This is a genomic window from Streptomyces sp. WAC 01529 (genome assembly GCF_003945545.1).
GTDB classification, from domain to species: domain Bacteria; phylum Actinomycetota; class Actinomycetes; order Streptomycetales; family Streptomycetaceae; genus Streptomyces; species Streptomyces anatolicus.
The window spans coordinates 1,050,148-1,072,124 of sequence record NZ_CP029617.1; the positions used below are offsets into that span (position 1 = coordinate 1,050,148).

General features: G+C 71.9%; 22 protein-coding genes. 10 read left to right on the top strand and 12 right to left on the bottom strand.

Features of this window, described 5'->3' with window-relative positions; all coding sequences use genetic code 11:
- Positions 1-16: 16 nt before the first annotated feature.
- The gene (gene aspA / locus DMA15_RS04670; RefSeq protein WP_125511397.1) at positions 17-1,420 is read right to left on the bottom strand and encodes an aspartate ammonia-lyase; all 1,404 of its coding nucleotides are present in this window, start codon (positions 1,418-1,420) and stop codon (positions 17-19) included.
- Between the two features lie 104 nt (positions 1,421-1,524).
- The gene (locus DMA15_RS04675) at positions 1,525-2,562 is read right to left on the bottom strand and encodes an asparaginase (RefSeq protein WP_125511398.1); all 1,038 of its coding nucleotides are present in this window, start codon (positions 2,560-2,562) and stop codon (positions 1,525-1,527) included.
- A gap of 141 nt (positions 2,563-2,703) precedes the next feature.
- Between DMA15_RS04675 and DMA15_RS04680 the strand changes: the two genes are divergently transcribed.
- Positions 2,704-3,159, top strand: a complete 456-nt coding sequence (locus DMA15_RS04680; protein ID WP_125511399.1) for an Lrp/AsnC family transcriptional regulator — start codon at positions 2,704-2,706, stop codon at positions 3,157-3,159.
- 162 nt (positions 3,160-3,321) lie between these two features.
- Positions 3,322-4,377 (top strand): chitinase, encoded by a 1,056-nt coding sequence (locus DMA15_RS04685; RefSeq protein WP_206302913.1) that lies wholly within the window; start codon positions 3,322-3,324, stop codon positions 4,375-4,377.
- Here DMA15_RS04685 and DMA15_RS04690 read toward each other — a convergent pair.
- Complete coding sequence (locus DMA15_RS04690) at positions 4,281-5,177, bottom strand: lysophospholipid acyltransferase family protein (RefSeq protein ID WP_240659678.1); 897 nt, start codon at positions 5,175-5,177, stop codon at positions 4,281-4,283. The genes DMA15_RS04685 and DMA15_RS04690 overlap by 97 nt on opposite strands.
- Entirely contained in the window at positions 5,174-5,932 is a 759-nt protein-coding gene (locus DMA15_RS04695) for a GNAT family N-acyltransferase (protein WP_125511400.1), read from the bottom strand. Before DMA15_RS04695 ends, DMA15_RS04690 begins: the two co-directional genes overlap by 4 nt.
- A 616-nt stretch (positions 5,933-6,548) precedes the next feature.
- Here DMA15_RS04695 and DMA15_RS04700 point away from each other — a divergent pair.
- Positions 6,549-7,793: a CaiB/BaiF CoA-transferase family protein gene (locus tag DMA15_RS04700; RefSeq protein ID WP_125511401.1), complete on the top strand. Its 1,245-nt coding sequence runs from the start codon at positions 6,549-6,551 to the stop codon at positions 7,791-7,793.
- Complete coding sequence (locus DMA15_RS04705; RefSeq protein ID WP_125511402.1) at positions 7,790-8,962, top strand: acyl-CoA dehydrogenase family protein; 1,173 nt, start codon at positions 7,790-7,792, stop codon at positions 8,960-8,962. The genes DMA15_RS04700 and DMA15_RS04705 overlap by 4 nt, the downstream gene beginning before the upstream one ends.
- Before the next feature lie 27 nt (positions 8,963-8,989).
- Here DMA15_RS04705 and DMA15_RS04710 read toward each other — a convergent pair whose 3' ends face one another.
- The 3 genes from DMA15_RS04710 to DMA15_RS04720 form a co-directional block, all read right to left on the bottom strand.
- Positions 8,990-9,550, bottom strand: coding sequence for a YbaK/EbsC family protein (locus DMA15_RS04710; protein ID WP_125511403.1), 561 nt, complete (start codon positions 9,548-9,550; stop codon positions 8,990-8,992).
- Positions 9,551-9,594: 44 nt separating this feature from the next.
- Positions 9,595-10,179, bottom strand: coding sequence for an XRE family transcriptional regulator (locus DMA15_RS04715; protein WP_125517301.1), 585 nt, complete (start codon positions 10,177-10,179; stop codon positions 9,595-9,597).
- A 169-nt stretch (positions 10,180-10,348) separates the two neighbouring features.
- Positions 10,349-11,086, bottom strand: coding sequence for a DapH/DapD/GlmU-related protein (locus DMA15_RS04720; protein WP_125511404.1), 738 nt, complete (start codon positions 11,084-11,086; stop codon positions 10,349-10,351).
- A gap of 178 nt (positions 11,087-11,264) precedes the next feature.
- Between DMA15_RS04720 and DMA15_RS04725 the strand changes: the two genes are divergently transcribed.
- Positions 11,265-11,798 (top strand): gamma carbonic anhydrase family protein, encoded by a 534-nt coding sequence (locus DMA15_RS04725; protein WP_125511405.1) that lies wholly within the window; start codon positions 11,265-11,267, stop codon positions 11,796-11,798.
- Between the two features lies 1 nt (position 11,799).
- Here DMA15_RS04725 and DMA15_RS04730 read toward each other — a convergent pair whose 3' ends face one another.
- Positions 11,800-12,465: a DedA family protein gene (locus DMA15_RS04730; RefSeq protein ID WP_125511406.1), complete on the bottom strand. Its 666-nt coding sequence runs from the start codon at positions 12,463-12,465 to the stop codon at positions 11,800-11,802.
- Between the two features lie 126 nt (positions 12,466-12,591).
- Positions 12,592-13,050, bottom strand: coding sequence for a DUF4442 domain-containing protein (locus tag DMA15_RS04735; RefSeq protein WP_206302660.1), 459 nt, complete (start codon positions 13,048-13,050; stop codon positions 12,592-12,594).
- Between the two features lie 81 nt (positions 13,051-13,131).
- Between DMA15_RS04735 and DMA15_RS04740 the strand changes: the two genes are divergently transcribed.
- The 4 genes from DMA15_RS04740 (at position 13,132) to DMA15_RS04755 (ending at position 17,768) form a co-directional block, all read left to right on the top strand.
- Positions 13,132-14,103, top strand: coding sequence for a hypothetical protein (locus tag DMA15_RS04740; RefSeq protein WP_125511407.1), 972 nt, complete (start codon positions 13,132-13,134; stop codon positions 14,101-14,103).
- A 65-nt stretch (positions 14,104-14,168) separates the two neighbouring features.
- Complete coding sequence (locus DMA15_RS04745; RefSeq protein WP_125511408.1) at positions 14,169-15,110, top strand: hypothetical protein; 942 nt, start codon at positions 14,169-14,171, stop codon at positions 15,108-15,110.
- Between the two features lie 100 nt (positions 15,111-15,210).
- Positions 15,211-16,311, top strand: a complete 1,101-nt coding sequence (locus DMA15_RS04750; RefSeq protein ID WP_125511409.1) for a hypothetical protein — start codon at positions 15,211-15,213, stop codon at positions 16,309-16,311.
- A 122-nt stretch (positions 16,312-16,433) separates the two neighbouring features.
- Positions 16,434-17,768 carry an MFS transporter gene (locus DMA15_RS04755; RefSeq protein ID WP_125511410.1) on the top strand — a complete coding sequence of 445 codons (1,335 nt, stop codon included), beginning with the start codon at positions 16,434-16,436 and terminating at the stop codon, positions 17,766-17,768.
- Positions 17,769-18,063: 295 nt separating this feature from the next.
- Here the strand turns inward: DMA15_RS04755 and DMA15_RS04760 are convergent, their stop codons facing one another.
- The 3 genes from DMA15_RS04760 to DMA15_RS04770 form a co-directional block, all read right to left on the bottom strand.
- Positions 18,064-18,855, bottom strand: coding sequence for a fused MFS/spermidine synthase (locus DMA15_RS04760; protein ID WP_125517305.1), 792 nt, complete (start codon positions 18,853-18,855; stop codon positions 18,064-18,066).
- 203 nt (positions 18,856-19,058) lie between these two features.
- On the bottom strand, positions 19,059-20,228 hold the full coding sequence (gene tuf, locus DMA15_RS04765; protein ID WP_125511411.1) for an elongation factor Tu: 1,170 nt from the start codon (positions 20,226-20,228) through the stop codon (positions 19,059-19,061).
- 282 nt (positions 20,229-20,510) lie between these two features.
- Complete coding sequence (locus DMA15_RS04770) at positions 20,511-21,209, bottom strand: DNA alkylation repair protein (protein WP_125511412.1); 699 nt, start codon at positions 21,207-21,209, stop codon at positions 20,511-20,513.
- 49 nt (positions 21,210-21,258) lie between these two features.
- On the opposite strand from DMA15_RS04770, the gene DMA15_RS04775 reads away from it, so the two are divergent.
- Positions 21,259-21,966 (top strand): TVP38/TMEM64 family protein, encoded by a 708-nt coding sequence (locus tag DMA15_RS04775; protein ID WP_125511413.1) that lies wholly within the window; start codon positions 21,259-21,261, stop codon positions 21,964-21,966.
- The last annotated feature ends 11 nt before the right edge of the window (positions 21,967-21,977 follow it).

The window sequence follows — 21,977 nt, forward strand, 5'->3', positions numbered from 1 at the left end:
CCCGCAGCGAAGAAGATCAGGCAGCCCCCGCCACCCTCTCAGGAGTAAGCAGCTCCGCCAGCCGCTCCGGAGGCAAAAGCCCCTTCTCCAGAACGAGTTCGGCAACCCCGCGCCCCGTGACAAGCGCCTCCCGCGCAATCTCCGTAGCGGCCGTATACCCGATGTACGGATTCAGCGCGGTCACCAGACCGATCGAGGTCTCCACAGAGGCCCGCAGCACCTCGGTGTTGGCAGTAATCCCCTCCACACAACGCTCGGCAAGCGTCAGACAGGCGGCCTTCAGCGAGGTGATGCTCTTGGCGAGGGAGTGCAGGATGACCGGCTCGAAGGCGTTGAGCTGAAGCTGACCCGCTTCCGCGGCCATGGTGATGGTGACGTCGTTGCCGATGACCTCGAAGCAGACCTGGTTGACGACCTCGGGGATGACCGGGTTGACCTTGCCCGGCATGATGCTCGAACCGGCCTGCACGGGCGGCAGGTTGATCTCGTTGAGCCCGGCACGCGGCCCGGACGACAGCAGCCGCAGGTCGTTGCAGCTCTTCGACAGCTTGACGGCGATCCGCTTCAGGACGCCGGACAGGTGGACGAAGGCACCGCAGTCCTGGGTCGCCTCGACCAGGTTGGCGGCGGTCACCAGCGGCATGCCGGTGAGCGCGGCGAGGTGGCGGCGGGCGGTCTCGGCGTATCCGGCGGGGGCGTTGAGCCCCGTGCCGATCGCGGTGGCGCCGAGGTTGATCTCGTGGATCAGCTCGACGGCCTCGGCGAGCCGCATGCGGTCCTCGTCGAGCATCACGGCGTACGCGGAGAACTCCTGGCCGAGCGTCATCGGCACCGCGTCCTGGAGCTGCGTACGCCCCATCTTCAGGACGTCCCGGAACTCCAGGGCCTTCGCCGCGAACGCGTCCTGCACCACGGACATGGCGCGCAGCAGCCCGTGCACCGCGCTGATCGTCGCGACCTTCACGGCGGTCGGGTAGACGTCGTTGGTGGACTGGCTGAGGTTGACGTCCTCGTTGGGGTGCAGGTGCTCGTACGCGCCCTTGGGGTGGCCGAGGAGTTCCAGCGCGCGGTTGGCGACGACCTCGTTGGCGTTCATGTTGGTGGAGGTGCCCGCGCCGCCCTGGATGACGTCGACGACGAACTGGTCGTGCAGGTGCCCGGCGCGGATCTCCCGGCAGGCGGCGGCGATCGCGTCGGCCTTGGCCTTCGGGAGCAGACCCAGCTCCTCGTTGGCGCGGGCGGCAGCCTCCTTGACGGCGGCGAGGGCGTCGATGAGCTGCGGGTACACGGAGATCGGGATGCCGGTGATGGGGAAGTTCTCCGTGGCGCGCAGGGAGTGGATGCCCCAGTACGCGTCGGCGGGAACATCACGCTCACCGAGCAGATCGTGCTCACGGCGCAGGGCGGGGCTGGTGCTCATGGTGCTGCTTCTCTTCCGGGGCCAAAGCGCCCCGTAAGGGGCGCGGGGAACTGCGCGACCAGCCACATCCGGCCCGCAGATTGGTACGTGTTCCAGCGCAACGCTCAGGCAGCCGCAGCCGCACCCGCCCCGGCCGCATCCAAGACCCCCGAACCCTCACCGACGACCCGGCGCAGAAGAGCCGCACGCTCCCCCGGCCCTGAGGCCGAGAGAAGCGCCGCGAGCACAGCGCTCCGCGCCTGCCCCGCACGCAACGTGCCGGTCAGCACGGCCCCCGCCCCCGCGAGATCAACGGCCCCACCGTGCGTATAGATCTCGGTGACGGGCCCCGCGGGCACACGCGTGGTGAGCGCCACGAGGACGCCCCGCTCGACGGCGTCCGCGACGGCGGCGACGAACTCCGGGGTCGCGTTGCCCGCGCCGGTGGCGACGAGCACGATGCCCTGGGCGCCCGCTCCGACCGCCGTCTCCACGAAGAGCGGGTCGGCGTCGACGTGGTGCATGACCATGTCGACGCGGGGCAGCGTGGCGGTGGTGGCGGGCAGCGGCAGCGGTTCGGGGCGCTCGGGGCGGTGCGCTATCGAGACCTTGCCGAAGCCGACCTTGCCGACGGGCGGTCCGGAGGGGTCGGCGAAGGCGTCGGCGGCGAGGGTCTGGGTCTTCATGGTGCCGCGCGCGGCGTGCACCTTGCCGTCGAAGACGACCAGCACACCGAGGTCGCGCACAGTTGCCGCGGTGAGCAGCGCGTCGTACAGATTGCCGGGCCCGTCGCCGTCCTCGGCGCCGAGCGGCTTCTGCGCGCCGGTGAGGACCACCGGGCGGGGGTCGTGGTGGTGCACGTCGAGCAGGAAGGCGGACTCCTCCAGGGTGTCCGTGCCGTGGGTGACGACGATGCCGTCGACGCCGGGGTCGGCGAGTACCTCGTGCACGGTGTGCAGCAGGGTGAGCTGCTGGGCGGAGGTCAGCCGCGGGCTGTTCACGTTGAACAGGTCGATGACCTCGGAGGTGATGCCGTGGGGTATCGCGGCCGTGGCCATGACCTCGCGGCCGGGGGCGTCGGCGGCGAAGCCGGTCCCCTGCCAGCGGCTGGCGATCGTCCCGCCGGTGCTGATGACGACGATCCTTCGCGCCTGCGCTTCCACGTCTGCGTACCTCCCAGGAATCAAGAGGTTCAACAGCCCCCCGAGCGGTGGCCGACCTCCACGCAACGATAGATCGAACACCGCGCAATGTGTTTGCCGAATTCCGCTCGTCACGCAATACAGAGGGTGGATAATTGCGCCATGGACGCGATCGATCGCAATATTTTGCGCGAGCTTCAGAACGACGGACGGCTGACCAATCAGGAGCTGGCCCAGCGGGTCGGCCTCAGCGCGTCCCCGTGCATGCGGCGCGTACGCCAGCTGGAGCTGGACGGCGTGATCCAGGGGTACCGCGCGGTGGTCGACCCGGAGGCGCTCGGCCGGGGCTTCGAGGTGCTCGTCTCCATCGAGGTGCGGCGCGACCGGGAGACGGTCGAGGCGTTCGAGGCGGCGCTCCAGGAGATCCCGGACGTCATCGAGGCGTACCGCCTGTTCGGCAGCCCCGGCTGCCTGCTGCGCATCGCCGTCGCGGACCTCGCGGCGTACGAGCGCCTGTGGATCGAGCGGCTCACGGCGCTGGCGGGCGTCACCGAGGTCAACTCGCAGATCATCATGAAGCGGATCAAGGAGCCGAGGGGCCTGCCGGTGGACGGCTGACGGCCGGCCCTTCGCGGGGGGGGCGCCTGGCCGCGACCCGGGCCCCCGACTTCCCCGCCCCTCTTTGGTACAGACCTATTGACGGCTGGTCCAGTCCTTCCTAGCGTGACGCAACGCACCACGCACGTCTCCTCCCCCCTCGCACCCAAGGAGCACAGCGTGATCGGTCGGACGTTACGCCTGCTGGGAACCGCCCTGGCAGTGGCCTGCGCCGCACAACTCCCGGCCGCCGCGGCGGCTCCCCCCGCCCCCTCCACTCCCCTCGCCGACACCTGCGCGGTCAAGTCGAAGCCGACGGGCAAGGTGCTCCAGGGCTACTGGGAGAACTGGGACGGCGCCGCCAACGGGGTCCATCCGCCCTTCGGCTGGACCCCGATCACCGACTCCCGCATCCGCCAGCACGGCTACAACGTGATCAACGCCGCCTTCCCCGTGATCCGCTCCGACGGCACGGTCCTGTGGGAGGACGGGATGGACTCGACGGTGAAGGTCGCGACCCCCGCCGAGATGTGCCAGGCCAAGGCGGACGGCGCCACGATCCTCATGTCCATCGGCGGTGCCACGGCCGGCATCGATCTGAGTTCGAGCCGGGTCGCCGACCGCTTCGTCGAGACGATCGTGCCGATCCTGAAGAAGTACAACTTCGACGGCATCGACATCGACATCGAGACGGGCCTCGTGGGCAGCGGCAACATCAACCAGCTCTCCCCCTCCCAGGCCAACCTCGTCCGCATCATCGACGGCGTCCTCGCGCGGATGCCCGCGAACTTCGGGCTGACGATGGCCCCGGAGACGGCGTACGTCACCGGGGGCAGTGTCACGTACGGCTCGATCTGGGGCGCGTACCTGCCCATCATCAAGAAGTACGCGGACAACGGCCGCCTGTGGTGGCTCAACATGCAGTACTACAACGGCAGCATGTACGGCTGCTCCGGTGACTCCTATCCGGCGGGCACCGTCCAGGGGTTCACCAAGCAGACCGACTGCCTCGACAAGGGCCTGGTCATCCAGGGCACGACCATCAAGGTCCCCTACGACAAGCAGGTCCCCGGCCTGCCCGCCCAGCCCGGCGCGGGCGGCGGCTATATGTCACCGAGTCTCGTGGCCCAGGCGTGGAACCACTACAACGGCGCCCTGAAGGGCCTGATGACGTGGTCCATCAACTGGGACGGGTCGAAGGGGTGGACGTTCGGGGACAACTTCAAACGGTTGACGTAGGCCGTGTCGGACGGACCGGCCACCGAGCGGTGCGCGGCGGCGGCAAGCTCCCGCCGGTCCGTGCCCCGCAGCGGGGCGTGCGCCGTGATCCGGACGGTGAGGCCGCGGGCGGCGGCCACGCGGCGCAGCGAGGCGGTGAACTCCTCGTCGCCGAGGAAGGCGGCCGCGGCGCTCGGGGCGCCGCCCTGGCGGTAGGCGACCGTCACCGGGCGCACGGGGGCGCCCGCGTCGGCCGCGGCCTGGAAGACGGCCCGCCGGAAGCGTCCGCCCCCGGCGGAACACCAGGTCGTCGCCTGAGGGAAGACGAGAACGGACGTGCCACCACGGAGCGCCCGCGCCAACTCCCCCACCGTGCGAGGGAGTTGGCGCGGGCTGCCGCCCCTGTCGATGAACCGCGTCCCCGCCCGCCGGGCCAGCGTGCCGATCACCGGCCACTGGCCCACCTCCCGTTTGGCGAGGACGCTCACGGGCTCGACGGCGAGCAGCGCGACGGCGTCGAGCCAGGAGATGTGATTGGCCACGACGAGCGTGCCCACGCCGCCGTCCCCCGCGCTCAGCCGCTCGGCGGAACCCGCCTCCAAACGCACCCCGAGCGCGCCGAGCGCCGCCCGCGCCTCACCGCGCAGGACCCGGGGGTCGGCGAGCCGGTCGCCCCGCGCGGCGGCCCGGGTGAGGGTGTACGTCAACGCGGCGTACCGGCGCGCGAGTTCGCCCAGCGGGACGCGCGGTCCCCGGTCGGCGGCGCAGCTCGCGGGGCAACCGCGGTCGACCGCCCACGGACTCGACGCCCTCATCGTCATCGCCCGTCCTCACCGAGGAAGAAGCGGCGGTGCCGTGCGCTGAGGCGTTCCGTGTCGAGCAGCACGAAGAAGTCCGCGACATCGAACTCCGGGTCGTGCGCGGGGGCGCCGCACATCCACGCGCCGAGCCGGAGGTAGCCGCGCAGCAGGGGCGGCAGGTCGGCGTAGGCGGGGCGCTCCGGGGCGGGCGCCGTAGGGGTCCAGGGGCGCCGGGGGTGCACGCGCAGCTCGGGCGGCGCGGCGTGCTTGGCGGTGCCGAGCAGCCAGGCGCTGGACGCGGCCCGCCCGCCGTCGGCCAGCGGCACGGAGGCGCAGCCCGCCAGGTGGCGGTGGCCGGAGAGCAGGACGTAACGGGCGAGCGCGGACCACATGAGGTTGATGACCGCCCCGGAGCGGTGGTCGGGGTGGACGCAGGAACGGCCCGCCTCGACGGTGGAGGACCGCAGACCGCCGAGCGCGCGCAGATCGAACTCCGCGTCGGAGTAGGACCGCTCGGTCCGGCCGGGCGGGATCAGCCGATAGGTGCCGACGACGTCACCGCTCGCGGTGTCGGTGACGATGAGGTGGTCGGCGAGATCGTCGTAGTCGTCGACGTCGTGGCCGGGCAGCGGCGTGTCGAGCACCGCGCCGAGCTCCTCGCCGAACACCCGGTGGCGCAGCCGCTGGGCTGCCCTGATCTGGTCGGTGGTGTGCGCGATGGAGGTGACGTACGAGCTGGAGCTGTTGGCCGTCGAAACGAGGGATGTCGAGGACATGACACTTCCGTTCTCGGTTCGGGGTGGGGAGGTGCGCGCGTTTCCGTCGGCGAAGGAAGGGGGAGAGGGAGGGACGACTAAGCGAGAAAGGGGTACGGGGGGAACGAACCGGACCGACCACCCGCCCGCCTGCGACGCGGCACGCTCAGCACGGTGCCGCCCCCGCCTGAACGACGCGCCTCGCCCGCGCATCCCCCGCAAGTCCGCCGCGCGACGAGAACCCCCCACGCCGGCCCCGCAAGGCGACCAAGCCCCACCAGGGGCGCTGGGGACAGCGTGAGCAACCCCCACCTCCGCGGTCGAGAACGGCAACACGCCCCGTCAGGGGCGCGAGGAACTGCGCGACCAACCCCCACCCACCCGTGCTCGACAACAAGGATCGGACCCCGTCAGGGGCGCGGGGAACTGCGCGAGCAACCACGACGCACCCGCACCCAACAACGACGATCAGGCCCCGCCAGGGGCGCGAGGAACTGCGCGACTCCCCCCACCCACCCGCGGTCAAAAGCGGCGCCCCCGCCCCGCAAGCGGCACCGCACCGCAAAAGGCGCCGACCTCGGCCGGGGCTGACCCCGCCCCATTGACCCGCCCCCACCCCAGACCATACAAACGCCGCATGCCACCTCCCCTCCCCGAACAACCCCCTGCCCCCCTCCCCACCCCCGATCCCCTCCCCCTCCCCCTCGCCGGCATCACCGTCGTCAGCCTTGAGCAGGCCGTCGCCGCGCCCTTCGCCACCCGGCAGCTCGCCGACCTGGGGGCGCGCGTGATCAAGGTAGAGCGCCCCGGCGGGGGCGACTTCGCGCGGCGGTACGACACCACCGTGCACGGACAAGCCAGCTATTTCGTCTGGCTCAACCGCTCCAAGGAATCGCTCACCCTCGACCTCAAGTCGGAGCCCGGCAGAGAGATCCTGGAGGAGCTGCTGGCGGGGGCGGACGTGTTCGTGCAGAACCTCGCCCCCGGCGCCGCCACCCGCATGGGCCTCGGCGCGGACGAGCTGCAGGCCCGCCACCCCTCCCTCATCCCCTGCACCGTCAGCGGCTACGGCACGGACGGCCCCTGGGCGGACCGCAAGGCGTACGACCTGCTCGTGCAGTGCCAGACGGGGCTGCTCCAGCTCACCGGCACCCCGGACGAGGCGGTGCGCGTCGGCATCTCGGTGGCGGACATCGCGGGCGGGATGTACGCGTACAGCGGCATCCTCTCCGCCCTGTTCACGCGGGCCACGACCGGCCGCGCGCCCACCGTCGAGGTCTCCCTCTTCGACGCGCTCGCCGAGTGGATGAGCCAGCCCGCCTACTACACGCGGTACGGCGGGACCCAGCCGCCCCGCGTCGGCGCCAGGCACGCGACGGTCGCCCCGTACGGACCGTTCACCGCGGCCGACGGCAAGGACGTGCTGCTGTCCGTGCAGAACGAGCGCGAATGGGCCGCGCTGTGCACGGAGTTCATCGGCCGCCCCGAGCTGGCGGACGACCCGCGGTTCGCCACGGGGTCCGACCGCGTGGCGCACCGTGAAGCCCTGGACGCGATCATCTCCGTACGCTTCCTGGAACTCGGCGGCGAGGAGGCGATGAAGCTGCTGGATCAGGCCAACATCGCCAACGCGGGCGTCAATTCGGTCCACGAGTTCCTCGACCACCCCGTGCTGACCGAGCGCGGGCGCTGGCAGGAGGTCGGGGTGCCGGGCGCGCCCTCTCCCGTGCAGGCGCTGCTGCCGCCCGCCGACCTCTCCGGGGTGGCCCCGCGCATGGACCCCGTCCCGGCGGCGGGCGAGCACACCGAGGCGATCCTCGCCGAGCTGGGGCGCGGCCCCGACGCCATCGCGCGGCTCCTCGCGGAGGGGGTCTGCCGGTGAGCGCCCTCGACAGCCTCTGCCCGGCCGAGCAGCTGGTCGTCACGACGGTACGGGAGTTCGTGGACCGTCAGGTGCGGCCTGTCGCCCAGGAGTTGGAGCGCACCGACACCTACCCCGAGGCGCTCATCGAGAGGATGAAGGAGCTCGGCGTCTTCGGGCTCGCCGTGCCGGAGGAGTTCGGCGGCACGGCCGTCTCCACCCCGTGCTACGTCCTGGTCACCGAGGAGCTGGCGCGCGGCTGGATGAGCCTCGCGGGCGCGATGGGCGGGCACACGGTCGTCGCGAAGCTGCTGCTGCACTTCGGCACCGACGCGCAGAAGCGCCGCTGGCTGCCCCGCATGGCCACCGGTGAGGTGCGCGCCGCGATGGCGCTGACCGAACCGGGCGGCGGCTCCGACCTCCAGGCGCTGCACACGGTCGCCCGCCGTGACGAGGAAGGCGGCGGATACGTCGTCGACGGCGCGAAGACCTGGATCACCAACTCCCGCCGCTCCCAGCTGATCGCGCTGCTCTGCAAGACCGACCCGGACGCCGAGCCCCGCCACCGTGGCATCTCCGTCCTGCTCGTCGAGCACGGCCCCGGCCTGACCGTCTCGCGCGATCTGCCGAAGCTCGGCTACAAGGGCGTGGAGAGCTGTGAGCTGTCCTTCTTCGGCTACCGCGCCCCGGCCGACGCGCTGCTCGGCGGCGTCGAGGGCGAGGGGTTCGGGCAGATGATGCGGGGCCTGGAGACGGGGCGGCTCCAGGTCGCGGCCCGCGCGGTCGGCGTGGGGCGGGCCGCGTTCGAGGACGCGCTGCGCTACGCCCAGGAGCGCGAGTCGTTCGGCGTGCCGATCTGGCAGCACCAGTCCATCGGCAACTACCTTGCGGACATGGCCACTTCGCTCACCGCCGCCCGCCAGCTCACCCTGCACGCGGCGCGCGAGGCCGACGCGGGCCGACGCGTCGACATGGAGGCGGGCATGGCCAAGCTCTTCGCGTCGGAGGCGGCCATGCGGATCACGCTGGACGCGGTCCGCATCCACGGCGGCAACGGCTACTCCACCGAGTTCGACGTCGAACGCTACTTCCGCGACGCGCCGTTGATGATCGTCGGCGAGGGCACGAACGAGATCCAGCGCAATGTGATCGCGCGTCAACTCGTCGCGCGCGGCGGCCTGGACGCCTGACCGCCGGCCGTCACCGTCATCCCGGGGTCAGGCCGCGGTGCCGAGGCCTTCGATGACCACCGCGTTCGGCAGCCCGGCGAAGACCTTCCCGGGCACGATCAGCTTGCCGCGGCGGCTTCCGCTGCCCACGAGGACGTACGGCAGATCGGCGACGGCGGCGTCGACGAGCAGCGGCCACGCGGCGGGCAGCCCGATCGGCGTGATGCCGCCGTACTCCATGCCGGTCTCGCCCGTGGCGGTCTCCATCGGGGCGAACGAGGCCTTGCGGGACCCGAGTTGGCGGCGCACGACGCCGTTCACGTCCACCCGCGTCCCGGACAGCACGACGCACGCGGCGAGCGTGGTCCCGCCGCCGCGCTTGCCCGCGACGACCACGCAGTTCGCGGACTGATCGAGCAGCTCGGGGCCGTAGTGCTCCAGGAAGGTGGCGGTGTCGGCCCACCGCGGGTCGGTGTCGACATGGATCAGCTCGTCGGCGGGGACGGGCCCGCTCCAGCCGCGTACGGCTTCCGCGACGGGCGCGACCAGCTGGCCGAGGACCTCGGGGGCGGGGTGGACGACATCGAAATCACCGAGAGGAGCACGCATGGCGGCACGCTAACAGCCACCCGCGCGCGGGACACCGAAAGCCCTCAGTACGAAGCCGCGTGGGCGGGCGGCACCGAGACCGACATCGTCATCTCGACGGGTTCGGCACCCTTGTTGTGGTAGCCGTGCGCCACGTTGGCCTCGAAGGTGGCGGCCGAGCCCGCCGCGACGACGTGCTCGACGCCGTCCACGACGAGCGTCAGTTCGCCCCGCGAGACGTGCAGCAGCTCGACCGTGCCCGGCGGGTGCGCGTCGGAGTCGCTGCCCTCGCCCGGCATCAGATACCAGGACCACAGCTCGAAGGGCCCGTGCGCCTCGGCGCCGACGAGGAGCGTGGTGCTGCTGCCCGCCTCGGTGGACCACATGCGGACCGACTGCTCCGGCGGCACGAGACGGACGTGGGGCCCCTGTTCGTAGTCGAGGAGCGTGGTGATGCTGACGCCCAGCGCGTCCGCGAGCTTCACCGTGATGCCCACACTGGGGTTGGTCCTGGCCTGCTCGATCTGGATGATCATGCCGCGGCTCACACCCGCGCGGGCCGCGAGGGCGTCGAGGGTGAAGCCCCTCTCGTTGCGCCAGCGCTTGAGGTTGCGCGCGAGCGACTGGGTGAGCTGGTCGAGGTCCGACACATTCCGTCCAATATCTTGGATGCCGAAGTTCACGGTGCCGCACTACGGTGTGGTGCACCTGATGGTTCCGGATGGTTCACCACACTGTACTGCGGGGTGCGGCCCCGTCCGCGGCGCCAAAAGCCCCCGGGACCGCCGGACCGCGACCGCGGGCGGCGCCCCGCCCTGCTCAGGTCTCCCCCAACTCCCCCAGGGCGATCAGCTGTTCCGGCGTGATCCCGTCGGGAATCGGCACGGGCGCGGGCGTACGCAGAGGCGGCTGCCAGCCCAGATCCGCGTCCCAGGTACGTACGACCCGGGCCGGCGCCCCGGCCACGACGGCGTGATCGGGCACCTCGCCCCGCACGACCGACCCCGCCGCGACCACGACGTTCCGCCCGATCCGGGCCCCCGGCAGGATCACCGCGCCCGTCCCGATCCAGCACCCGGGCCCGATCTCCACGGGGTCCATCCGCGGCCACTGCTTGCCGATGGGCGTGTGCGGATCGTCGTAGGAGTGGTTGGTGGACGTCACGTACACATAGGGGCCGAAGTAGCAGTCGTCGCCGATGGTCACCGTGGTGTCCGCGATGATGTGGCTGCCGCGGCCGAGCACGACGCCGTTGCCGATGCTCAGTATCGGGTCGGGGCCGAGGTCGAGGTCCGGCATCATCCCGGCGGTGAGCGTGACGTGCTCACCGACGACGCAGTGGTCGCCGAGCCGTATCCACGGCTCCCCGAAGACCGTGCCCTGCGGGAAGGCGAGCTTCGTGCCCTCCCCGATCGCGGCGAACCGCAGCCGCCCCGGGTGAGCGGCGGTCACCGCGCCCGTGCGCTGCACCCACGCCCAGCCCGAGTGGACCGCGCGCTGCGCGAGACGGCGCGGCCCGGCGGCAAGGGATGAGAACGTGTTCCTGTTCTTGGGCACGCGCTCACGTTACTCAGTGCCCTCGGGCCCCGCAGGCCCACGGCCTGTGATCTTCACCCCACGCGGCCGCGTCCGCTCCCGCGTCCCGTACGGTGCCGTCAGGCGCGACGGCGTACGGAAGAGACGTACGGAGAAGAAGACGTACCGGGGAAAGACGTACCGGAGAAGGAGACACCCGATGAGCCACGAGGCACTCATCACCGGCATCGGCGGCAAGGCTCCGAAGATCGACCAGGACGCCTTCACCGCGCCGACGTCGGTCGTGCTCGGCGAGGTGACGCTGCACGCCGGGGCGAGCGCCTGGTACGGCGCGGTGCTGCGCGCCGACTGCGGGCCCATCGTCGTGGGCGCCGACAGCAACATCCAGGACAACTGCAGCCTCCACGTCGACCCGGGCTTCCCCCTCACCATCGGCGAGCGCGTCTCGGTGGGGCACAACGCCGTGCTGCACGGCTGCACCGTCGAGGACGACTGCCTGATCGGGATGGGCGCGACGGTCCTCAACGGCGCGGTGATCGGCACCGGTTCCCTGGTCGCGGCGCAGGCGCTCGTGCCGCAGGGCATGCGAGTGCCCCCGGGCTCGCTCGTCGCGGGCGTGCCCGCCAAGGTGCGCAGGCCGCTCACCGACGAGGAGCGCGAGGGCATCTCCTACAACGGCACGGTCTACGTCGAGCTGGCCAGGGCCCACCGCGAGGCGCACACCGGGCGGTGACTCAGTCGCCGACGGCGACGGGCTCCCGCTCGGCCGTCGCGGGTCCGGCGGCCTCCGCCTCGGCCGCCGCCTTCTTCGCCCGGCGCTTGACGAACAGCATCGAGCCGACGCCGATCAGCACGGCGATGGCGAGGCCCAGGTAGGAGAAGCGCTTCAGCCAGTCCTCGGCGACCACGCCGATGTAGTAGATGACCGCGGTGGTGCCGCCCGCCCAGACGATGCCGCCGAGGACGTTGGCGACGAGGAACTTCCAGTACGGCATCCGCAGCACGCCCGCGAGCGGGCCCGCGAAGATGCGGAGCAGGGCGACGAAGCGGCCGAAGAAGACCGCCCACATGCCCCACTTCTGGAAGGACCGCTCGCAGCTCGCGACGTTGGCCGCGCTGAAGTGCTTGGGGAACTTCCGCTCCAGCCAGGCCAGCAGCGGCCGGCCGCCCTTGCGCCCGATCGCGTACCCGATGGAGTCGCCGATGATGGCGCCCGCGGTGGCGCAGGCGCCCAGGATGACCGGGTCGATGTCACCGTGCTGGGAGGAGAGGAGCGCCGCGGAGACCAGGACGATCTCGCCGGGCAGCGGAATGCCCAGGCTCTCCAGGCCGATGACGATTCCCACCAGCGCGTAGATGCTGACGGCTGGTACGTGCTCCAGCCACTCCTGGACGTGCAACGCCGGTTCCTCCCGTAGTGCCAGTGCTTGCCCCCGGCGTGCGCGACCGGTGGGGCACGCACGCCCGCGCAGCCTACCGGGCGGGGATCACCGGGACGGAACGGCGCCGCTCACGCCCGGCCTCCGTCAGCTGGGGTCGTTGGGCCGCAGGGTCCACAGGACCGTCATCTCGCCGGTCACCGCGCCGTCCGCGCGCTGGATCTCGATCGCGACCGGGAACTCCGGGCGCTGGCCCGCGTCGAGTTCGGCGATCACTTCGGCGGCCGGGCGGCCGAGCGTGGCGGTGGCCGTCACGGGGCCCTTCGCCAGCTTCTTGTACGCGATCTCGGCGCTGACGGCGAGCGGCACCGCGCGGGAGAGCTGCGCGCCGAAGGCGGCGAGGACGATGGCGCCGCTCGCGGTCTCGCCCAGCGTGAACATGGCGCCGGCGTGCGGGCCGCCGACGTGGTTGTGGTAGTCGCTCTGGTCCGGCAGGGCCACGACGGCCTTGTCCGGCGTGGTCTCCCGGAATTCGAGGTTCAGGGTCCTGGCCATCGGCACCGTGGCGGCGAGCATCTCGCCGATCGACATCTGGTCTGCGCTCATGGCCGCGATGTTACCCATGGGTAGCCTCGATTGACCAGGGCCCTCCTCGCCGTGGATCACCGTCACCTATCGTTGGCGCCCATGTGGCATGGACAGCAGCCGCCCGGGGGCGAGCAGAACCAGCGGGGCCAGGGGCAGAATCCGTACCAGCAGCCGGGGTACCAGCAGCCCAACCCCTATGGGCAGCAGGCGCCCTGGGACGCGCCGACCATGCCCGGCGGTCCGCGGGGCACGGCACCCGGGCCGCCGCGGGGCAACGGCAGGCGGACCAAGGTCATCGCGCTCTCCGCGGCGGCGGCCGTGGTGGTGGCCGCGGGCGTCACCGGGTTCCTGGTCCTCGGCGGCGACGAGGACGACACCGCGAAGCCGGAGCCGACGGAGTCCGCCGCCTCGTCGAGCCCGTCCGGCTCCGCCGAGAACCCCCGCGCCGGAGGCGGCGATCCCGAGCCGACCGTGCCCGGCTGGAAGGTCGTCGTGAACCCGCGGCGCGGCATCGCCTTCGACGTGCCTCCCGAGTGGTCCCTGGAGTCCAGGGACTGGGCCGGTGGAGTCGTGGAGGACAAGGACGCCGACGACGAATCGGCGCCGTTCCTCGCCGCGTACGCCGCTCCCGCCTACTTCAAGGAGAAGTGGTGCGCGAGCGACAAGGACAGGGACGGGACCAAGGACTACGTTCCGCTCGCCGCGGCGGGCACCCGCGGCAACAAGGGCGCCAAGAGCACCGAGGAGATCGCGGAGAACGACGCGACCATGTGGGTCTACGGCGCCTACGCACAGCCCGACAAGAAGAAGGTCACGACGGGCTCCGTGGAGTCGTACACCACGGAGTCGGGCCTCAAGGGCAGCCTGGCGAGCGCCACTTCGACGGGCGCCGACAAGCAGGACAAGTGCGACTCCGACGGCAAGGCCACGGTGTTCGCCTTCAAGGACTCCGACGGGAAGTTCGCGTCCTGGTCCTTCCACGGGGCGAAGGGCGTGACGGGAGAGCTTCCGGACGCGACGGTGAAGAAGATCCTTTCGACCGTGCGCGAGTACGAGATGTCCGAGGACTGATCGGCGCCGACGCCCTCCGGGGCAGAGGTGATCTTGGTCGGACGGTCCCCGTATCGTGTCCGGCCATGTGGCAAGGACAGCAGCAGCACCATCAGCCTCAGCAGCCAAATCCCTATCAGCAGCCGGGATATCAGGCGCCGAACCCCTACCAGCAGCCCGTGTCCGGGCCACAGACAGGCGGGGGCGGCAACGGGGGCGGCAACAAGGTCAAGGTCGTCTCCCTCGTGATGGCGGCCGCCGTGGTCGTGGCCGCCGGCGTCACCGGCTTCCTGGTCCTCGGTGGCGAGGACGAGAAGGACCCGAAGAGCGGCGCCCCCGCGCAGGCCGCCTCCAAGGAGCCGGAGCCCGCCGCCGACGACCACGGCGCCGAGGACGGCGACAGCGGGCGCGGCCTGGACAGCGGCCCGAAACCGACCATCAAGGGCTGGCAGGTCGTGGTGAACCCCAGGTGGGGCACGGCGTTCGACGTACCGCCCGAGTGGGAGATACAGAACCCCGGCTCCGCGATCGCCTTCGAGGACGACAGGACGGGCAAGCCGCTGATGACCATGTCGGCGCCCGCCTACCTTAAGCCCACCTGGTGCGTGACCGACGACGACAAGGACGGCAGGACCGAGGACCACGAGCTGGCCGCCGTCGGCACCAAGGGCGCCAACGGCGCGAAGAGCACCGAGCAGGTCGCGGTCAACCAGGTCGCCTGGTGGGTCTACGCCGCCTACACCCAGCCGGACAAGAAGAGCTTCACCTCCGACGAGAAGGCCCAGCCGTACACCACCAGGTCCGGCATCAAGGGCAGCATCGCCCGCGCGGAGTCCACGGACTCGCCGCGGAAGGGCAAGTGCGCATCGGACGGCAAGGCGATCACCTTCGGCTTCAAGAACTCCGAGGGCGCGTACGTCGCGTGGAGCCTGTACGGAGCCAAGGGCGTCGGGGACGAGATCCCCGAGGCGACGGTGATGAAGATCCTCAGTACGGTGCGCACCCACGGCGATCCGACGGAATCCTGACGCTTTCCCCCGCTACGTCTCCCCGTCGGCGGCGGCCCGGTGCCGTTCCGGACGGACGCCCGTGGCACCCGGCGCCCGCGCCCCTCTATGGTTACTGGCCATGTGGCCAGAACAGCAGCCGCCCGGGGGCGAGCAGAACCCGCAGAACCAGAATCCGAACCCGTACCAGCAGCCGGGGTACCAGGCGCCGAACCCGTACCAGCAGCCGGGGTACCAGCAGCAGCCCGCGGGGGGCTACCCGCAGCAGCCGCCGGCGGGGGGATACCAGCAGCCGCACTCGGGCGCGTTCTCGCAGCCCGAGCAGCCGCAGTGGTCGGCGCCGACGCCGCCGCCCGGTATCCCGCAGCAGAGCGGCGGGGGCGGCCAGGGCGGTGGCGGCGGCGACAAGACGAAGATCACCGCCATCGTCGCCTCGCTGGCCGTGGTGGTGGCGGCCGGTGTCACCGGCTTCCTCGTCCTCGGCGGTGACGGGGACGATAAGGACGACAAGGCGGGCCCGGCGAAGCCCTCGAAGTCCGTGACCGACAAGCCGAGCCCGAAGCCCAGCAGCGGGGGGAACGAGCGCGGCGAGGGCGGCGAGGACAAGCCGACGATCGACGGCTGGCAGGTCGTGGTGAACCCCAAGTGGGGCACCGCCTTCGACGTCCCGGCCGACTGGAAGGTCGAGACGCCGGACACCTTCACCGGCTTCGACGACCGCAAGGACCAGGGCACGAAGACGATCATCGGCATGTCGGCGCCCGCGGTCTACAAAGAGAAGTGGTGCACGTCGGACGACGACAAGAACGGCGAGCCCGATGACACCTCGCTCGCCGTCGTCGGCACCAAGGGGCAGAACGGCGCCAAGAACACCAAGGACGTCGCGCGCAACGACTCGGCCTGGTGGGTCTTCGGCGGCTACACCGAGCAGACCAAGGCCGACAAGAAGAAGATCAAGATCGGCAAGGTGGAGGAGTACACCACCAAGTCGGGCGTCAAGGGCAGCCTCGTCACCTCCACGACGTCCGGCGCGGCCACGTCCGCCAAGTGCGACTCGGAGGGCAAGGCCACCACGTTCTCCTTCAAGAACGAGGCCGGTGAGTACGTGGCCTGGACCCTCTACGGCGCCAAGGGCGTCAAGGAGGAGGTCTCCGACGACATGGTGAAGCAGATCCTCGCCACGGTGCGGTGGAGCGAGGCGGGCTCCGAGGAGGAGTCCTGAGCCGCCACGAGCGTCTTCCCCGGGGCGCGTCCTCGGCTGCTCCCCGCGGCCGCCACCCGCACACTCTGAGCCACTGAAGAATCGGTTTGGCAAGTCGGCCCGCCGCCGGGGATAGTCCCGGGGTGACGACGACTCCCGCCCCCGCGCCGCGCCGCCGCCCCTCCTGGGCGGGGCGCAACTACACGCTGCTGACCGCCGCCGCGATCGTGACGAACCTCGGAAGCCACGGGGCGTTGATCGCGGCGGCGTTCGCGGTTCTCGACGCCGGGGGCGACGGCGGGGACGTGGGGCTCGTGGCGGCCGCGCGGACGCTGCCGCTCGTACTGTTCCTGCTCATCGGCGGCGCGGTCGCCGACCGGCTGCCGCGCCACCATGTGATGGTCGCCGCCAACGCCCTCAACTGCGTGTCGCAGGCGGCGTTCGCCGTACTCGTCATCGCGGGCGAGCCACAGCTGTGGCAGATGATGCTGCTCACCGGTCTCGGCGGCGTCGGCCAGGCCTTCTTCGGGCCGGCGGCCGAGGGCATGCTGATGTCGTCGGTCAGCGGCGAGCAGGTCAGCAGGGCGTTCGCGCTGTACCGGATGGCGATGCAGGGGGCGGGCCTGGGCGGCGCCGCGCTCGGCGGGCTGATGGTCGCGGCGATCGGCCCCGGCTGGGTGCTCGCCGTGGACGCGGCGGCGTTCGCCGTCGCCGGAGCGCTGCGTTCCTTCCTCGACGTCAGCCACATACCGGAGCGCGCGCCGGGCGGCGGGCTCCTCTCCGACCTGCGGGACGGCTGGCGGGAGTTCACCGGACGGCCCTGGCTCTGGTCGATCGTGGCGCAGTTCTCGGTGGTGGTGGCGGTGGTCGGCGCCGCCGAGTCGGTGTTCGGCCCGCTGGTGGCCCGGGACGAGCTGGGCGGGGCGGGGCCCTGGGGTCTGGCGCTCGGCGCGTTCGGGGCGGGCACGGTCGGCGGCGCGTTCCTGATGATGCGGTGGAAGCCGCGGCGGCTGCTCCTCGCGGGCACGCTCTGCGTCTTCCCGCTCGCCGCTCCTTCGGCGGCGCTCGCGGTGCCGCTGCCGGTGGCCGGTCTTGCCGCGGTGATGTTCGTCAGCGGGGTGGCGATCGAGGTGTTCGGCGTCTCCTGGATGACCGCGATGCACCAGGAGATCCCGGAGGAGAAGCTGTCGCGCGTCGCCGCCTACGACTGGTTCGGCTCGATCGCGATGGTCCCCCTGGCGACGGCCCTCGCGGGCCCCGCGGAGTCCGCGTTCGGCCGCTCCCCGTCGCTGTGGGGGTGCGCGGCGCTCGTGGTGCTCGTGACGGCGGCGGTCCTGTTCGTCCCGGACGTGCGCAACCTGACACGGCGTACGAAGGAGGCGACGCCACCGGTCCCCCCGCCCCGCGCCGCCGCCTCGGCGGACGCCATCGCCACGACGTCGGCGGACGCGGAGAACACGGTGGGGCGCCTCGGGTGAGGGCCGCCCCCTTGAGTGCGCCCTCGCGCGGGGCCCCCAGCGGAGCCCACTGAAGGCACCGCCCGACGGCTCGGGGCGAAGGCACGGCGCCCTTCACCGCGTACGCCCATGACACCCCGGCCAAGAGCACGGTGAGGCACCTCGAATGAGGGCGGCACCCTCATCGCGCCCTTGCGCCGGGCCCCGAGCGGAGCCCGCTGAACGCCCAGCCCAGCGGCTCGGCTGGGCCGCAGCGGCACCCCAACGGCCCGCCGAGTCCGAAACGGTCGCCCCCGCCCCGGCGGAGCCCGTCCGCTCAGCCGACGCTGAACGCCCCGCCCGGTGGCTCGGGTGAAGGGACCGCCTTCTCGTCGCTCACCGGGCTCGCTGTCCCGATGAGGCGTCGCAGGGGATCGCCGTGTTCGACGCGGGCCGGGAAGGCGTCGGAGGCCGTCCGGCGGGCCAGGGCCGCGATGTCGAAGGGCGTGTGCGAGGCGATCAGGATCGCGTTGCCGAAGCGGCGGCCGCGCAGGACGGACGGCTCGGCGATCAGGGCCAGCTCCTCGAAGACCTCGGCGAACGTGGCGAGTTGGGAGCGGAGGAAGGCGAAGGGCGCGCCGTCGGCGAGGTTCGCCGCGTACAGACCGCCCGGACGCAGCACGCGCTCGGCGCTCCTGGCATAGGCGACGGTGGTGAGATGCGCGGGCACCCGGGAGCCGCCGAAGACGTCGCCGACGACGACGTCGGCGCTGTCGTCGGGCGCCGCGTCGAGCCACTGCCGCGCATCGGCGCCGTGCACGGTGACCCCGGAGCCCTCGGGCAACGGCAGCTTCTCCGCGACGAGTCGGAGCAGCCCCCGGTCGGCCTCGACGACGTCCTGCCGGGACCCTGGCCGGGTCGCGGCGACATAGCGGGGCAGGGTGAGGGCGCCCCCGCCGAGGTGGGTGACATCGATCGGGCGGCCCGGTTCGGCCACGGTGTCCAGGACGTGCGCGAGCCGCCGCGCGTACTCGAACTCCAGATGGGTGGGCGCGTCCAGGTCCACATACGACTGGGGCGCCCCGTCGACGGTGAGCAGCCAGGCCCGCTCCCGGTCGATGTCGGGCATCAGCTTGGCGGTGCCGTGATCGACCTCCCGGATCACCGGAATCGCCTCGTCCGGCGCCCCCGCCCCGGCGGTCCCGCCATCGGCCCCTGCGCCGGTCTCGAACTCGTGCTCGTCCACGCCCCCATTGTGCCCGCCCGCCTCAGAGGTCAGAGGCTCGATAGCTTGACGCCCTGAGGCGGGCGGTACGGGGCAGGCATGCCCCGTCAGACGACCTCCGTGACCGTGCCCGCGCCGACCGTGCGTCCGCCCTCGCGGATCGCGAAGCCGAGGCCCGTCTCCAGCGGCACGTCACGGCCCAGTTCGACCGTCATCGTGACCGTCTCGCCGGGCCGGACCACGGCCGCCCCGCCGAGGTCGACGTCGCCGACCACGTCCGCGGTGCGGATGTAGAACTGCGGCCGGTACCCGGTGGCGATCGGCGTCGTGCGCCCGCCCTCCCGCGCCGAAAGGACGTACACCTGGGCGGTGAAGCGGCGCCGCGGAGTGACGCTGCCGGGCGCCGCGACCACATGGCCGCGGCGCACCGCGTCGCGTGGCAGACCGCGCAGCAGCAGCGCCACGTTGTCCCCGGCCTGCGCCTCCTCCATGGGCTTGCCGAAGGTCTCCAGGCCGGTGACCACCGTCTCCGTGTCGGCGCCGAGGACCTCCACGCGGTCGCCGACGCGGATGGTGCCGCGCTCGACGGCGCCGGTGACGACGGTGCCGCGTCCGGTGATGGTGAGCACGTTCTCGACCGGCAGCAGGAACGGCGCGTCGACATACCGCTCGGGCATCGGCACATACGTGTCCACCGCGTCCAGCAGCGCCTCGATCGCGGCGGTCCACCGCGGCTCGCCCTCCAGCGCCTTGAGCCCGGAGACCCGTACGACCGGGACCGAGTCCCCGCCGTACCCGTGCGCGGAGAGCAGGTCGCGGACCTCCAGCTCGACGAGGTCGGTCAGCTCCTCGTCCCCCGCGTCGGCCTTGTTGAGGGCGACGACGATGTGGTCGACGCCGACCTGACGGCCGAGCAGCACGTGCTCGGCGGTCTGCGGCATGATCCCGTCGAGCGCCGAGACGACGAGGATCGCCCCGTCGAGCTGGGCGGCGCCGGTGACCATGTTCTTGACGTAGTCGGCGTGGCCCGGCATGTCCACGTGCGCGTAGTGCCGGGTGTCCGTCTCGTACTCGACGTGCGCGATGTTGATGGTGATGCCGCGCTGCGCCTCCTCCGGCGCCCGGTCGATGCGGTCGAAGGGCACGAACGTGCCGGTGCCGCGCTCGCTGAGGACCTTGGTGATGGCGGCGGTCAGTGTCGTCTTGCCGTGGTCGACGTGGCCCATGGTGCCGATGTTGAGGTGCGGTTTCGTGCGGACGTAAGCCGTCTTGGGCATGGTGGTTCCTTCTCCGGAACTCGAAGCTGTTGCCCGGACCCGCGGTGTGCGCGCGGTCGGGACGGGGACCCCTGGGGCCTGACCGACCCTCCCCCTGCGGGGTCCGCCGGAGTCTCCGGGGAGGGTCAGCTTCGGGCGCCGTCGAAGGCGGCGGGGGCGAGGACGGCAGCCTTCGCAGCGCCCGCGACTGCGGGCGTGGCTGCGAGGAAGGCGTACCGGAACATGGCTCCGATCCTCACCGAAGCGGGCGCCCGCGTCGAACGGTTTTCGCCCGCGCCGGGTTCAGAGGTTCTTCAGCGCTTCCCGCACCGAGAGCGGGGAGAGCCGGTGCCGTTGGCGTCCGACGAAGGCGCGTACCGCTTCCGGGTCGGTCTTGGCGTACTCCCGAAGGGACCAGCCGATGGCTTTCCTGATGAAGAAGTCGGGGTGCCCGGACTGCCGTACGCAGTAGGCGAAGAGGCGCTCGGAGTCCGTCGCGGACTTGTGGCGCAGCTGATGGAGGAGAGCCGTGCGGGCCACCCACAGGTCCTCGTCCTCGATCCACTCGTCCATGGCCGTGCGCAGCCCGGGGTCGGCGGCGACCAGGCCGCCGACGACGTGCGCGGCGAGCAGATCGACGGTGTCCCACCAGGAGCGCGTCGTCACGAGGTGGCGCGCGACGGGCAGGAAGCCGGACGAGCAGCGCTTCACGTGGCGGCGCAGATAGTCCACGGCGAAGTAGGCGTACTCCCGTTCGGGCAGGGCCCAGCAGCGCAGTGCGATCGCCGCGCAGTCCGCCTCGTCGGGGCGCGGCGTCCCGGCGAGCACCGCACGGGACAACTCGCGGCGCACGGGCGAGGTCAGGCCGAGGAAGGGGGCGATGTCCTTCATGTACGCCCGCATCTGCGCGGCCCGCGGCGAATCGGCCGCGGCGGTGTAGGTCTCGACGAGCCGGTCGAGCACGGCGTCGGCGAGGTCACTGCTCGGGACTGTGACGCTCATGAGACGCACCATACGGCGATCAGACACATCGGCCGGTTAGTCTTCCCGGATGTTCGAGACCGCAACCGCCCGACCTCAGGGCCTCGCCGTGCGCTGCACCAGGGCCCTGCTGTCTCCGTGGTCACGGCTGTCGCTGCTCCTGGTGCTGCTCGCGACGGCGGGGACCTGCGTGTTCCTGTTCGAGCCGCAGCGGCTCCTCTCCGACGGCTGGCCCGCGCAGTTGGGCGGTGCCACGGCGGTGGCCCTGTTCGCGGTGGCGTACGGGGCGTGCACCGCCGCGTTCGTGCCGCGGCCGCTGCTCAATCTGGCGGCGGGCGCGCTCTTCGGCTCGCAGGCGGGTCTCGTCGCGGCGATCGCCGGCACGGTGTTCGGTGCCGGGATCGCCTTCGGTCTTGGCCGGATGCTGGGCCAGGACGCGCTGCGGCCGCTGCTGCGGGGCCGCTGGCTGAAGGCGGCGGACGGCCAGCTCAGCCGGCACGGCTTCCGGTCGATGCTGGCCGCGCGGCTCTTCCCCGGCGTGCCGTTCGCCGCGGCCAACTACTGCGCGGCGGTCTCCCGCATGGGCTGGCTGCCGTTCCTGGTCGCCACGGGCCTCGGGTCGATCCCGAACACGGCGGCGTACGTCATCGCGGGCGCCCGCGCCTCGACGCCGACGTCGCCCGTCTTCCTGATCGCGATGGGTTTCATCGCGGTGACGGGTCTGGCCGGGGCGGCGGTGGCCTGGTTCAAACGCCACCACTTCCGCGCCGCCCGCTGACCGCCGGGGGA

Excerpts from the sequence above, each read along its gene's own strand:
- aspA (WP_125511397.1), bottom strand. The coding sequence starts at position 1,420 with ATGAGCACCAGCCCCGCCCTGCGCCGTGAGCACGATCTGCTCGGTGAG.
- DMA15_RS04680 (WP_125511399.1), top strand. The coding sequence starts at position 2,704 with ATGGACGCGATCGATCGCAATATTTTGCGCGAGCTTCAGAACGACGGA.
- DMA15_RS04690 (WP_240659678.1), bottom strand. The coding sequence starts at position 5,177 with ATGACGATGAGGGCGTCGAGTCCGTGGGCGGTCGACCGCGGTTGCCCC.
- DMA15_RS04695 (WP_125511400.1), bottom strand. The coding sequence starts at position 5,932 with ATGTCCTCGACATCCCTCGTTTCGACGGCCAACAGCTCCAGCTCGTAC.
- DMA15_RS04700 (WP_125511401.1), top strand. The coding sequence starts at position 6,549 with ATGCCACCTCCCCTCCCCGAACAACCCCCTGCCCCCCTCCCCACCCCC.
- DMA15_RS04710 (WP_125511403.1), bottom strand. The coding sequence starts at position 9,550 with ATGCGTGCTCCTCTCGGTGATTTCGATGTCGTCCACCCCGCCCCCGAG.
- DMA15_RS04725 (WP_125511405.1), top strand. The coding sequence starts at position 11,265 with ATGAGCCACGAGGCACTCATCACCGGCATCGGCGGCAAGGCTCCGAAG.
- DMA15_RS04735 (WP_206302660.1), bottom strand. The coding sequence starts at position 13,050 with ATGAGCGCAGACCAGATGTCGATCGGCGAGATGCTCGCCGCCACGGTG.
- DMA15_RS04740 (WP_125511407.1), top strand. The coding sequence starts at position 13,132 with ATGTGGCATGGACAGCAGCCGCCCGGGGGCGAGCAGAACCAGCGGGGC.
- DMA15_RS04745 (WP_125511408.1), top strand. The coding sequence starts at position 14,169 with ATGTGGCAAGGACAGCAGCAGCACCATCAGCCTCAGCAGCCAAATCCC.
- DMA15_RS04750 (WP_125511409.1), top strand. The coding sequence starts at position 15,211 with ATGTGGCCAGAACAGCAGCCGCCCGGGGGCGAGCAGAACCCGCAGAAC.
- DMA15_RS04760 (WP_125517305.1), bottom strand. The coding sequence starts at position 18,855 with ATGCCCGACATCGACCGGGAGCGGGCCTGGCTGCTCACCGTCGACGGG.
- tuf (WP_125511411.1), bottom strand. The coding sequence starts at position 20,228 with ATGCCCAAGACGGCTTACGTCCGCACGAAACCGCACCTCAACATCGGC.
- DMA15_RS04770 (WP_125511412.1), bottom strand. The coding sequence starts at position 21,209 with ATGAGCGTCACAGTCCCGAGCAGTGACCTCGCCGACGCCGTGCTCGAC.
- DMA15_RS04775 (WP_125511413.1), top strand. The coding sequence starts at position 21,259 with ATGTTCGAGACCGCAACCGCCCGACCTCAGGGCCTCGCCGTGCGCTGC.